This window comes from Massilia forsythiae, assembly GCF_012849555.1.
GTDB lineage: Bacteria > Pseudomonadota > Gammaproteobacteria > Burkholderiales > Burkholderiaceae_D > Telluria > Telluria forsythiae.
Genome location: NZ_CP051685.1, coordinates 1,037,693 through 1,050,703, shown reverse-complemented (window position 1 = coordinate 1,050,703; position 13,011 = coordinate 1,037,693). Strand labels below are relative to the sequence as shown.

10 protein-coding genes and 1 pseudogene are annotated in these 13,011 nt (G+C 65.3%); 8 read left to right on the top strand and 3 right to left on the bottom strand.

What is annotated here, in order from left to right:
* Positions 1-111 precede the first annotated feature (111 nt).
* From gatB to gatC, 3 genes and pseudogenes are all read right to left on the bottom strand, one after another.
* Positions 112-1,572: an Asp-tRNA(Asn)/Glu-tRNA(Gln) amidotransferase subunit GatB gene (gene gatB / locus HH212_RS04515; protein ID WP_169434281.1), complete on the bottom strand. Its 1,461-nt coding sequence runs from the start codon at positions 1,570-1,572 to the stop codon at positions 112-114.
* Between the two features lie 10 nt (positions 1,573-1,582).
* Complete coding sequence (gene gatA, locus HH212_RS04510) at positions 1,583-3,058, bottom strand: Asp-tRNA(Asn)/Glu-tRNA(Gln) amidotransferase subunit GatA (RefSeq protein WP_169434280.1); 1,476 nt, start codon at positions 3,056-3,058, stop codon at positions 1,583-1,585.
* Positions 3,059-3,076: 18 nt separating this feature from the next.
* A pseudogene (gene gatC / locus HH212_RS04505) lies at positions 3,077-3,375 on the bottom strand (Asp-tRNA(Asn)/Glu-tRNA(Gln) amidotransferase subunit GatC).
* 486 nt (positions 3,376-3,861) lie between these two features.
* On the opposite strand from gatC, the gene HH212_RS04500 reads away from it, so the two are divergent.
* The 8 genes from HH212_RS04500 (at position 3,862) to HH212_RS04465 (ending at position 12,469) form a co-directional block, all read left to right on the top strand.
* Positions 3,862-4,905 (top strand): rod shape-determining protein, encoded by a 1,044-nt coding sequence (locus HH212_RS04500; protein ID WP_169434279.1) that lies wholly within the window; start codon positions 3,862-3,864, stop codon positions 4,903-4,905.
* 119 nt (positions 4,906-5,024) lie between these two features.
* The gene (gene mreC / locus HH212_RS04495; RefSeq protein ID WP_169434278.1) at positions 5,025-6,341 is read left to right on the top strand and encodes a rod shape-determining protein MreC; all 1,317 of its coding nucleotides are present in this window, start codon (positions 5,025-5,027) and stop codon (positions 6,339-6,341) included.
* Positions 6,341-6,856: a rod shape-determining protein MreD gene (gene mreD / locus HH212_RS04490; RefSeq protein WP_169434277.1), complete on the top strand. Its 516-nt coding sequence runs from the start codon at positions 6,341-6,343 to the stop codon at positions 6,854-6,856. The genes mreC and mreD overlap by 1 nt, the downstream gene beginning before the upstream one ends.
* Before the next feature lie 39 nt (positions 6,857-6,895).
* The gene (gene mrdA, locus HH212_RS04485) at positions 6,896-8,878 is read left to right on the top strand and encodes a penicillin-binding protein 2 (protein WP_169434276.1); all 1,983 of its coding nucleotides are present in this window, start codon (positions 6,896-6,898) and stop codon (positions 8,876-8,878) included.
* Positions 8,879-8,881: 3 nt separating this feature from the next.
* Positions 8,882-9,997, top strand: a complete 1,116-nt coding sequence (gene rodA, locus HH212_RS04480; RefSeq protein ID WP_169434275.1) for a rod shape-determining protein RodA — start codon at positions 8,882-8,884, stop codon at positions 9,995-9,997.
* A 1-nt stretch (position 9,998) separates the two neighbouring features.
* Complete coding sequence (locus HH212_RS04475) at positions 9,999-11,216, top strand: septal ring lytic transglycosylase RlpA family protein (RefSeq protein ID WP_229217568.1); 1,218 nt, start codon at positions 9,999-10,001, stop codon at positions 11,214-11,216.
* 76 nt (positions 11,217-11,292) lie between these two features.
* Entirely contained in the window at positions 11,293-11,925 is a 633-nt protein-coding gene (locus HH212_RS04470) for a heme-degrading domain-containing protein (RefSeq protein WP_169434274.1), read from the top strand.
* A 115-nt stretch (positions 11,926-12,040) separates the two neighbouring features.
* Positions 12,041-12,469 carry a DUF7832 domain-containing protein gene (locus tag HH212_RS04465; RefSeq protein ID WP_169434273.1) on the top strand — a complete coding sequence of 143 codons (429 nt, stop codon included), beginning with the start codon at positions 12,041-12,043 and terminating at the stop codon, positions 12,467-12,469.
* Positions 12,470-13,011 lie beyond the last annotated feature (542 nt).

The window sequence follows — 13,011 nt, the reverse complement described above, 5'->3', positions numbered from 1 at the left end:
GCATCTTTACAGGGAGTCGCCATGGTCGGCGACGCTGTAAAAAGTGGTGAACGGCGCAAAAAAAACCGGGGCAAGCCCCGGTTCGTTGGATGCACCGCCGCGATGGCGCGCTCAGCCCGCCAGCTTCTTCTTCAGCAGCTCGGTCACCTGGGCCGGATTGGCCTTGCCCTTCGACGCCTTCATGGTCTGGCCGATCAGCGCGTTGATCGCCGCTTCCTTGCCGGCGCGGTACTGCTCGACCGACTTGGCATTGGCCGCCAGCACCTCGTCGACGATGGCTTCCAGCGCGCCGACGTCGGAGGTCTGCTTGAGGTCCTTCGCGTCGATGATCTGGTCGGCCAGGTGCTCGTCGCCCGATTTGGCTTCCCACATCGCCGCGAACACTTCCTTGGCCGACTTGTTGTTGATGGTGCCGTCGGCGATGCGTTTCAGCAGCAGTGCCAGCTGCGAGGCTTCCACGGGCGAATCGGCCAGGTCGACGCCTTCGCGGTTCAGCGTCGACGCCACTTCGCCCATCATCCAGTTGGCGGCGGCCTTGGCGTTGTCCTTGCCGGCCTTGGCCACCACCGCTTCGTAGTAGCTGGCCATGACTTGCGACGAGGTCAGGATCAGGGCGTCGTACTCGGGCAGGCCATACTCGCCGGTGAAGCGCGCGCGCATCGCGGCCGGCAGTTCCGGCATGCTTTCCTTGACGCGCTCGATCCACTCCTGGGCGATCTCCAGCGGCGGCAGGTCGGGGTCGGGGAAGTAGCGGTAGTCCTGCGCGTCTTCCTTGGTGCGCATCGAGCGGGTTTCCTTCTTGTCCGGGTCCCACAGGCGGGTCGCCTGGATCACCTTGCCGCCATCCTCGATCAGCTCGATCTGGCGGCGCACCTCGTAGTGGATCGCTTCTTCCATGAAGCGGAACGAGTTCAGGTTCTTGATCTCGCAGCGGGTGCCGAATTCGGCCTGGCCGACTGGGCGCACCGACACGTTGACATCACAGCGGAACGAGCCTTCCTGCATGTTGCCGTCGCAAATGCCCAGCCACATCACCAGCGCGTGCAGGGCTTTTGCATAGGCGACCGCTTCGGCGGCGCTGCGCATTTCCGGCTCGGACACGATTTCCAGCAGCGGCGTGCCGGCGCGGTTCAGGTCGATGCCGCTCATGCCGGCATAGTCTTCGTGCAGCGATTTACCGGCGTCCTCTTCGAGGTGGGCGCGGGTCAGGTTGACGGTCTTGGTCTGCAGCTTGCCATCCTTTTCGTAGGCGAAGCTGATGGTGCCGCCCTGGACGACCGGGTCTTCGAACTGGCTGATCTGGTAGCCCTTGGGCAGGTCCGGGTAAAAATAGTTTTTACGCGCGAACACCGAGCGCGGCGCGATTTTTGCGCCGACCGCCAGGCCCAGGCGGATGGCGCGCTCGACGGCGCCGCGGTTCAGCACCGGCAGCACGCCGGGCAGGGCCAGGTCGACCGGGCTGGCTTGCGTGTTGGGTTCGGCGCCGAACTGGATCGAGCTGCCGCTGAAGATTTTCGAGTTGGTCGTGAGTTGTACGTGGTTCTCGAGACCGATGACGACTTCCCATTGCATGATGTTCTCCTTAGACGCCGTCGGGTGTGCGGGTATGCCAGTCGGTGGCTTGCTGGTACTGGTGCGCGATGTTCAGCAGCTTGGCTTCGGCGAAATAATTGCCGATGATTTGCAGGCCGACCGGGCGCTTGGCATTCTTTTCTCCCTGGCCGAAGCCGACCGGGATCGACATGCCGGGCAGGCCGGCCAGGCTGGTCGACAAGGTAAAGATGTCGGCCAGGTAGTTGGCGACCGGGTCGTTCGACTTCGATCCCAGGTCCCAGGCCACGGTCGGGGCCACCGGGCCCATGATGACGTCGCACTGGTCCTTGAAGGCGGCCTGGAAATCGTCGGCGATCAGGCGGCGGATCTTTTGCGCCTGCACGTAGTAGGCGTCGTAGTAGCCGTGGCACAGCACGTAGGTGCCGACCATGATGCGGCGCTGGACTTCCTTGCCGAAGCCTTCCGCGCGCGTCTTCTTGTACATGTCCTGCAAATCCTTGTACTCGGGCGTGCGGTAGCCGTAGCGGGCGCCGTCGAAGCGCGACAGGTTCGACGAGGCTTCCGCCGGGGCGATGATGTAGTACACCGGGATCGACAGCGCCGTCTTCGGCAGCGAGATCTCGACCAGGGTCGCGCCCAGCTTCACGAACTCGTCCAGCGCGGCGCGCACGGCCTGCTCGACGTCGCTTGCCAGGCCTTCGCCGAAGTATTCCTTCGGTACGCCGATGCGCAGGCCGCTCAAGGGCCGGTTCAGGTCGCGCGTAAAATCCTCGCGCTCGTTGCCTTGCTCGGCGGTGAGGCTGGTCGAGTCGCGCTTGTCGAAGCCGACCATTTCGTTGAGCAGCAGGGCGCAATCCTCGGCGGTGCGCGCCATCGGGCCGCCCTGGTCGAGCGAGGAAGCGAAGGCGATCATGCCGAAGCGCGACACGCGGCCATAGGTCGGCTTGATGCCGGTGATGCCGCAGAACGCGGCCGGCTGGCGGATCGAGCCGCCGGTGTCGGTGCCGGTGGCGGCCGGGGCCAGGCGCGCGGCGATGGCGGCGGCCGAGCCGCCCGAGGAACCGCCCGGCACGGCCAGCGCATCCCACGGATTCTTCACCGCGCCGAAAGCGGAGTTTTCATTCGCCGAACCCATGGCGAATTCGTCGCAGTTCAGCTTGCCGAGCGTGACCATGCCGGCGTCGCCGAATTTCTCGACCACGGTGGCGTCGAACGGGCTGACGTAGTTGCCCAGCATTTTACTTGCGGCGGTCGAGCGCCAGCCGCGCGTCACGAAGATGTCCTTGTGCGCGATCGGAATGCCGGTCAGGACGCCGGCGCTGCCGTCGGCGAAGCGCGCATCGGCGGCCTTGGCCTGGGCCAGCGACAGTTCTTCGTCGACGTGCAAAAAGGCGTTGTGCCCGCTGGCGCCGATGCGCTCCAGGTAGTGGCGGGCCAGCTCGGTGGCCGATACTTGTTTCGCGCGCAGGAGCGTGGACAGCTCCTTGATGGTCTTGTTGTGCATTGCTTCGATCCCTAGCGGTTATTCGATGACTTTCGGCACCAGGTACAGGCCGTCCTGGGCCTTGGGGCCGGGGCCTGGTAGTCGGCGCGGCGGTCTTCCTCGGTCACCACGTCGTCGCGCAGGCGCAGGGGCAGCGACAGGATCGCGGCCAGCGGCTGCGACAGCGGGGCGACGCCGCTGGTGTCGACCGCCTGCATCTGTTCGGCCAGGGCGAAGATCCCGTTCAGTTCACCCAATGCGATCTCGGCATGGGTATCGTCCATGTCGAGCTGGGCCAGGTTGGCGATCCGTTTTACGTCTGCAAGTGTCAGGGACATGGCGGGTGGCGCGGTTCGATGCCGCGTTCATAGAGGGTTGTGCAAATGATGAAATTTGGATAACAGCGCGTTACGGACGATAAAAGCTTACTAAAGATGGAGATTTGGCTCGCTGATATGCTGGAGAATGCATCCGTTTTCGCGCGTTTAATCGGTAAATTATAAGGTAGAATGGCGGGCTAATGCGTTCTCGGCGCCGAAAGCGGGCCGCCCCGCGCATGACAAGTCCGCGGCAGCGTTTCCATGGCCGTGGCAAGATTTCCCCGATTAATGTTTGGGGCCACGAAAATCGCACTGCGATCGATACAGCGAAAATTGGCCAACGGCAATTTTGTCGTTGAGAACGCCGAATCATGATGTCCAGCCGCCTCCGGGCTCGACAGGCATCGTGGTGGGTCCCAGGACCCGGCCGGCATCGCAGGATGCAGTGCGCAGCAGGTTTTTCGGGGTCCGCTTTACGCGCAGAGCTTGCGCATCAGGACACACATGTTTGGTTTTTTACGCAGCTACTTTTCGAACGACCTGGCTATCGACCTGGGCACCGCCAACACGTTGATCTACCTGCGTGGCCTCGGCATCGTGCTGGACGAGCCGTCGGTCGTGGCGATCCGCCAGGAAGGCGGTCCGAACGGTAAGAAGACGATCCAGGCAGTGGGCAAGGAAGCCAAGCAGATGCTGGGCAAGGTGCCGGGCAACATCGAGGCGATCCGGCCGATGAAGGATGGCGTGATCGCCGACTTCACCGTCACCGAGCAGATGCTCAAGCAGTTCATCCGCATGGTGCACGACTCCAAATTCTTCCGTCCGTCGCCGCGCATCATCATCTGCGTGCCGTGCGGCTCGACCCAGGTGGAGCGCCGCGCGATCCGCGAATCGGCGCTGGGCGCCGGCGCCTCGCAGGTGTACCTGATCGAGGAGCCGATGGCGGCCGCGATCGGCGCCGGCCTGCCGGTGTCGGAAGCGACCGGCTCGATGGTGGTCGACATCGGCGGCGGCACCACCGAGGTCGGCATCATCTCGCTGGGCGGCATGGTGTATAAAGGTTCGGTGCGCGTGGGCGGCGACAAGTTCGACGAAGCCATCGTCAACTACATCCGCCGCAACTACGGCATGCTGATCGGCGAACAGACCGCCGAGTCGATCAAGAAGGCGATCGGCTCCGCGTTTCCGGGTTCCGAAGTCAAGGAAATGGAAGTCAAGGGCCGCAACCTGTCCGAAGGCATTCCGCGCGCCTTCACCATCTCGTCTAACGAGATCCTGGAAGCGTTGACCGACCCATTGAACAATATCGTTTCCGCCGTCAAGAACGCCCTCGAGCAGACCCCGCCGGAACTGGGTGCCGACATCGCCGAGAAGGGCATGATGCTGACCGGCGGCGGCGCGCTGCTGCGCGACCTCGATCGCCTGCTGATGGAAGAGACCGGCCTGCCGGTGCTGGTCGCGGAAGACCCGCTGACCTGCGTGGTGCGCGGCTCCGGCATGGCGCTCGAGCGCATGGACAAGCTCGGCTCGATCTTCTCGTACGAGTAAGCCCGGGCGCCGCGGCACGCTGCCCGGCGTTGCCTACCGGCGCCATCGATGCTGGCGCCGGTATCGCCATGCGGCGCTCGATTTGACGTTGGCGCCCCGCGCCTGCATTATTGGAAGTCATGGAATACAGTCCTCCGCCGCTTTTCAAGCAAGGCGCCCCCGCAAGGGTGAAGGTGACGGTGTTCGCTCTGGTCTCGATCGCGCTGCTGGTCGTCGATGCGCGTTTTCATGCGCTCACCGCCGTGCGCCAGGTCGCGGCCACGGTCCTGTACCCGCTGCAGATGGCGGCCCTGGCCCCGCGCGACGCGGTGGCCGGCGCGGGCAGCTATTTTTCCTCCATCGCCGCCCTGCAAAAGGAAGTGCGCGACCTCAAGAGCCAGCAGATCGCGCTGGCCCAGGCCATGCAGCAGGCCCAGCTCCAGACCGCCGAGAACGCCCATTTGCGGCGCCTGATGGAGGCGCGCGAACACCTGCCGGTGCGCTCGCTGATGAGCGAGATCCTGTACGACGCGCGCGATCCGTCCACGCGCCGGGTCGTGCTCGACCGCGGCTCGCGCAGCGGCGTCAAGCTCGGCCTGCCGGTGATCGACAATGCCGGCGTGGTCGGCCAGGTCACGCGCGTGTTCCCGTTCACCGCCGAAGTCACGCTGCTGACCGACAAGGAGCAGGCGATCCCGGTGCAGGTGCTGCGCAGCGGCCTGCGCAGCGTGGCCTACGGCCGCGGCCATTCCGGCCTGCTCGATTTGCGCTTCGTGGCGCCCAACGCCGACATCCAGGTCGGCGACGTGCTGGTGACTTCCGGCCTGGACGGCATGTATCCGGCCGGGCTGGCGGTGGCCAAGGTGGTGCAGGTCGAGAACGTCGCGGCCGGCGCCTTCGGGCGCGTGGTGTGCCAGCCGCTGGCCGGGGTCGAGAGCAACCGCCAGCTGCTGGTGGTGATGTCCGACCAGGTGCTGCCGCCGCGTCCGCCGGAAGAGGCGCCCAGGACGCCGAGCACGGCCGCTTCGCGCCGCAACCTGCCGAAGATGGCGCCGATTCCGGCGCTGCCGCTGCCGGCCCAGCCGCTGGCGGTGCCGCCGGCTGCTGCCGGTGGCGCGGCCGGCGGCGCGCGCGTTGCCGGCGCGCCGGCCACCGGTACGCCGGCCGCCGGTACGCCGGCCGCCGGTACGCCGGCCGGCACGGCTGCGAATGCGGCACGTCCGGCCGGCACGGCGCCGGTGCCCGGCGCAACCGCCACCCGTACGATACCGGCGGCCGCAGCCGTTGTCCGTCCGGCCGCGGGCGGCGCCGGTACGTCGGCCGCCGGTGCGCTGGCCGCCGGTACGCCGGCCGCCGCGTCCACGGTCCGCCCGCCGGCCGCCAATGCATCGCCTGCCGTCGCGCCGGCCCCGGCGCGCGCCGCCGCGCCCGCCGTCCAGCCGAAGGAGGGCAACTGATGCCGACCCGTCCGCACTACATCCTGCTGCCGGTCAGCCCGCTGTTCATCGCCTTCAGCTTGGTGTGCGCCTTCATGCTGAACCTGCTGCCCTGGGGGCGCTGGTTCGGCGCGCCCGACTTCGTGGCGCTGGTACTGGTGTTCTGGGGCATCCACCAGCCGCGCAAGGTCGGCATCGGCATCGCCTTCTGCATGGGCCTGCTGATGGACGTGCACGACGCCACCCTGCTGGGCGAGAACGCGCTGGCCTACACGCTGCTGTCTTATCTCGCCATCATGATCCACCGGCGCGTGCTGTGGTTCCCGATCGGCACCCAGGCCATGCACGTGTTCCCGCTGCTCTTGATGACGCAGGCGATCCAGATCGTGGTGCGCTTCTTCGTGACCGGACGGTTTCCGAGCTGGCTGCACTTCCTGGAAAGCGTGATCGCCGTGGCGCTGTGGCCGGTGATCACCTGGATGCTGCTGGCGCCGCAGCGGCGCGCGGTGGACAAGGACCACACGCGTCCGATCTGATCCCGCCCGCTCCGAGCCAATTCGATACGCATTTTTCGCATGACTGAAATCAAAGACAGCGACCGCGAAATCCACCTGTTCCGCATGCGCCTGACGGCGATGGTGGCCTTCGTGTTCATTTGCTTCGCCCTGCTGGTGACCCGCTGGATCTGGCTGCAGGTGGTCAAGCACGACCAGTACATGGCGCAGGCCGAGGACAACCGCATCGCGCTGGTGCCGATCGTCCCGAACCGCGGCCTGATCGTCGACCGCAACGGCGTGGTCCTGGCCAGCAATTATTCGGCCTACACGCTCGAGATCACGCCGTCCAAGCTGGAGGCCAGCCTCGACTCCGTGATCGACGAACTGGCCAAGCTGGTCGCCATCGAGCCGAAGGACAGGAAGCGCTTCAAGCGCCTGATGGAAGAGTCGAAGAACTTCGCCAGCGTGCCGATCCGCACCCGCCTCACCGACGACGAGGTGGCGCGCTTCACCGCGCAGCGCTTCCGCTTCCCCGGCGTGGAAGTGCAGGCGCGCCTGTTCCGCCAGTACCCGCTGGGCGAAGTGGCGTCGCACGTGGTCGGCTACATCGGCCGCATCAACCAGAACGAAGCCAAGGCGATCGATGCCGGCGACGACGCCGCCAACTACAACGGCACCGACCACATCGGCAAGGAAGGCCTGGAAAAGAGCTACGAGCGCCAGCTGCACGGCCAGACCGGCTACGAGGAAGTCGAGCGCTCGGCCGGCGGGCGCGCCATCCGCACGCTGTCGCGCACGCCGGCCGTGCCGGGGACGAACCTGGTGCTGTCGATCGACATCGAGCTGCAGAAGGTGGCGGAAGAAGCCTTCGGCGACTTCCGCGGCGCGCTGGTGGCGATCGAACCCGAGACCGGCGACGTGCTGGCCTACGTGTCGCGTCCCGGCTTCGATCCCAACCTGTTCGTCGACGGCATCGACGCCCAGAGCTGGAACGAGCTGAACACCTCGCTCGACCGCCCGCTGATGAACCGGCCGCTGTCCGGCACCTATCCGCCCGGATCGACCTTCAAACCGTTCATGGCACTGGCGGCGCTGGAACTGGGCAAGCGCCGGCCGGAGCAGGGCATCAGCGACGCCGGCTTCTTCATGCTGGGCGGGCACCGCTTCAACGACGACAAGCCGGGCGGGCACGGCTACATCGACATGTACCGCTCGATCGTGATGTCGTGCGACACCTATTACTACCAGCTCGGCAACGACATGGGCATCGACGCCATCAGCGGCTTCATGGGCCAGTTCGGCTTCGGCGCGCAGACCGGCATCGACCTCGAGCACGAGAAGTCGGGCGTGCTGCCGTCGCAGCAATGGAAGCGCGAGCGCTTCAAGCGCAACCGCGCGGCCCAGAAGTGGGTCGGCGGCGACACCATTTCCGTCAGCATCGGCCAGGGCTTCAACAGCTACACCATGCTGCAGCTGGCGCACGCGGTCTCGACCCTGGCCAACAACGGCGTGGTCATGAAGCCGCACCTGGTCAAGATCCTCGAAGACCCGACCACGCGCCAGCGCACCCTGACGGTGGCGAAGGAATCCGGACGCATCCCGCTCAAGCAGGACAACATCGACGTGGTCAAGCGCGGCATGGTGGGCGTGATCGCCGACCAGAGCGGCACCGCCTACAAGATGTTCCGCAACATCTCGTATACGGCGGGCGGCAAGACCGGCACCGCCCAGGTGGTGGGCCTGAAGGGCGCCAAATACAACCACAACATGACGCCCGAGCGCCTGCGCGACAACGCGCTGTTCACCGCCTTCGCGCCGGCCGACAAGCCGCGTATCGCGTTCGCCATGGTGGTCGAGAACGCCGGCTGGGGCGGCACCATCGCGGCGCCGATCGCGCGCAAGGTGCTGGACTACTACCTGCTCGGCAAGCGCCCGGGCGAGAAGGACAAGCCGGCGCCCGTGCTGCCGAAGGACGACCAGGCGACGCCGGAGGAATCCTTCGGCCCGAGCGCCGGCGCGCCGAAACCGCCGGGTGGCGAAACCCCCGGCAACCAGGAGTAAGCGATGGCACACATTCCCGAGCGGCGCTCGCTCAGCCGGCGTATCAAGCCGTATTTCACGGTGTTCGACGGTCCGCTGGCGCTGATCCTGTTCCTGCTGTTCGGCGCCGGCCTGCTGACGCTGTCCTCGGCCGGGCACGACTTCCCGGGCCGCCTGGAGGGGCAGATGCGCAACATGCTGCTGTCGTTCATCGTGATGTGGGTGGCGGCCAACATCCCGCCGCAGACGCTGCTGCGCCTGGCGGTGCCGGTGTACACCTTCGGGGTGGCGCTGCTGGTGGCGGTGGCGCTGTTCGGCGTCATCAAGAAGGGCGCGCGCCGGTGGCTGCACGTGGGCGTCGACATCCAGCCGTCCGAGATCATGAAGATCGCCACGCCGCTGATGCTGGCCTGGTACTTCCAGACCCGCGCCAGCATGCTGCACTGGAAATCCTTCCTGGTGGCGGCGCTGCTGCTGGCGATCCCGTTCGGCCTGATCGTGCGCCAGCCCGACCTCGGCACCGCGCTGCTGGTCGGCGGCGCCGGCTTCTGGGTGATCTTCCTGGCCGGCCTGTCGTGGAAGGCGCTGGCGGCCCTGGTCGCCGCCGGCGGCGCCAGCCTGCCGGTGATCTGGTCGATGCTGCACGACTACCAGCGCGAACGCGTGATGACGCTGATCGACCCGACCTCCGACCCGCTCGGCAAAGGCTTCCACATCATCCAGTCGGTGATCGCGATCGGTTCCGGCGGCGTGACCGGCAAGGGCTACATGAAGGGCACGCAGGCCTACCTGGAATTCATCCCGGAGCGCACCACCGACTTCATCTTCTCGGTGTATTCGGAAGAGTTCGGCCTGGTCGGCAACCTGGTGCTGCTGTTCTTCTACCTGTTGCTGATCGGGCGCAGCATGATGATCGCGGCCAACGCACCCAACCTGTTCACGCGCCTGCTGGGCGGCTCGATCGCGATGATGTTTTTTATTTATGCCTTCGTCAACATGGGCATGGTCAGCGGCATCCTGCCGGTGGTCGGCGTGCCCTTGCCGTTCATGAGCTACGGCGGCACCGCCCTGATCACGCTGGGACTGGGCAGCGGCATCCTGATGAGCATCCAGCGCCACCGCAAGCTGGTGCAGACCTGACATGGGACGCAATGCCAAATCGATGATGCGGTTGAAAGGCGTGGCGCTGGCGCCGGCGGCCCTGGTGGCGCTGGCGGTATTGGTGACCGGCTGCGCCGGTAGCGGCGAGCGCAAGGGTGGGAATGCGTCGTGGTCGAAGGGTGCGTCGAAAGGGAAGGGCAATCCCGCCCTGCCGCGCGCCGGTTCCGGGCGCGGCGGCTATTACCAGGACGACGGCCCGGGCGCCAATCCGCCGCCCAACCTGGACAAGGTGCCGGACGCGGTGGTGCGCTACGAACCCTACGCGCGCGCCGCCAACCGTCCGTACGAGGTGTTCGGCCAGAACTACGTGCCGATGCTGGGCGACGAGCCGTTCAGCCAGCGCGGCGTGGCCAGCTGGTACGGGGTGAAATTCCACGGCCAGCGCACCTCGTCGGGCGAACCCTACGACATGTACGCGATGACGGCGGCGCACCCGACGCTGCCGATTCCGTCCTATGTGCGCATCACCAGCCTGGAGAGCGGGCAGTCGGTGGTCTTGCGCGTCAACGACCGCGGCCCTTTCCACGCCGAGCGCATCATCGACGTGTCGTACACCGCCGCCTACAAGCTCGGGCTGCTGGGCAAGGGCAGCCACCAGGTGCAATTGGAGCGCCTGTTCCCGGACGGCAGCCGCGCCGCGCTGGCGGCGCGCGCGGTGGCGCCGCCGGTGCCGGTCGTGCGCCCGCTAGCGGCGGCGCCTGCCGTGCTGCGGCCGGTGCCGGTCGCCGCGGCGCTGCCGGCGGCGCAGGTGCAATTGCAGCCGCAGCCCGTGCCGGTCGCAGTGGCGCCAGCGCAGCAGCAGTCGCAGTTCGCCGCGGGCGGCACGGCGCAGATGCAGACGCAGACGCAGACGCAGCCAGTTATGGCGGCGCAGTTCCAGCCGCTGCCGCAGCCGCAGCCGGTATCGCTGCCGGCGCCGCAGGCACGCGAAGCGTCCTTCGCGCCAGCACCCACGGCGGGAGCCGCATTGAAGCCTGGCTTCTACCTGCAGCTGGGCGCCTTCGGGCGCGAAGACAAGGCGCAGGAAATCGGCGCGCTGCTGCGCAAGAGCGGCATGGCGCAAGCGGTCGAGGTGGAGCCGGCTGGGACCGTCAACCGCGTGCTCAGCGGGCCGTTCGACACCCGTGACATGGCCTTGGATGCGGCGCGCGACGTGCCGGCCTCGCTCGGTCTCAAGCCGATCGTCGTGCGGCGTTGATCGATGGCGCCGGGTTTACGCTATCGACTAGCGCTATACTTGTCGGACAACAACGACCGGAGGAGCGCGCAACGCCATGGCTGTCACACCTGTCCGAACTGTCTGCGCTAGCCTGATCGTGGCAGGCGCACTGCTTGCCACGCTCCCGGTCGACGCCGCAAGCACCGACCCATTGGAAGCAGCACCTCCCCGCGCCATCAAGCCGGAAAGCACCATGGGCAAAAAGGAAAACTTTCCGTCGATCGACGTCATCGAGCGTCAGGAACAGGCGCTGCAGTTCACGTCATTCGACAACGACACTGCGCTCGCGATCGGCAACCGCATCGTCGAGCAGGCCAAGGCGGACAAGGTCGCGGTCACGGTCGACGTTACCGTCGAGCGCAACCCGGTGTTCTTCCACGCGATGGCCGGCACCAGCCCGAACAACATCGACTGGATCCGTCGCAAGAGCAATCTGGTCAATCGCACGGGCCACGCATCGTTCTTCAAGCACATCGAAGCCATCAACAACGGCCAGGACTTCAACAACTTGCCGGCGTTCGACCCGAAGGACTTCGCCGCCCACGGTGGCGCGTTCCCGATCATTCTGAAAGGCAGGGGCCAGATCGGCACGATCACCGTATCGGGCCTGGCAGGCGTGGACGACCATGCGATGGCCGTTCGCGCGCTGAAGTGGTACCTGAAGCAGGACGACGTGCCGCTCGACTGACGCGTCACCCGTCGTTCCCGCAGTACCGACCAACGGACGAGATCGGCCAGAACCAGACGTTGCAATGACTCATCCCCAGGGAACGCTCACACAACGAGACAAGATAGAGAAACGAATGAAATATGATGACGCTAGCTGGCATGTCGGCGGTGACTTTCCCAAAGAGCTACCACCAGAGGCTGGGGCAACCCACATCGGCATGTTTGCGGCTTGGTGCATGCTAAACGGACTCGCTGGGGAACTTCACGAGGTAGAACTCGACGACGATTTGCAGCATCTGCGGCAGCGTAAAGTCACTCCTGGCGCTTGGTTTATTGCTGCCTGTGACGGGAAACTTGTCGACGAAGACTTGAATGACGAGGGTAATGACTTTGCCAAAAGTTACTACAACGACGCTCAGCCAAACTATCTGAGCGACTTGACCAGGGCTGTTGGTGATCGCCTTCCAAGCCCCTATCATCTTCCCGACAGTTGGGATATCTATGATCAGCTTGCGCCATTGCTCACGTTTCGGTACGGGGAATGGAAGCAACAGAATAGTTAACGCGTTCGTTGAACCGCCGAGTTCGGCATGCTTTTCGGAACGTCCGCAATGGATCGAAAGCGGACAACGTGAATCGTGCCTGGCAACTGTTTTATTCGTCCCCGGCTTGGGTAACCGCATCAATATTTCCCTCTTGGTGACAGCTTTCTCGACACGACGGGCCGATACCCAAGGGTAGAGTCACTGCCTTACGCCCTGGTGTGGTAGCAATGTACTCATTCAGTACTGCTGTGCTGCCAGCGCGCCTTTCACCTCCCTCATATCACGCGCTCGCGTACGCCCGCTTGGCGCCTCCTGTCGATCGCGTCAGCGTTGCATAAACGTCTATACCGCTATCGAATATTTATCATTGGACATCCGCCTACCATTACCGTTTTTTCACATGGTAACTGCCGGTTTCTCCGAATTTTCCCAAGTTCATAAAGTGAAACCGCCATATGAATGCCTTCCCGAGCAATAATGTTAGCGCATAACATCAATGTTTGAGGAATTGACATCAATAACATTGCACTTCTACACTTGCAAATAAGCCATGGGACGGC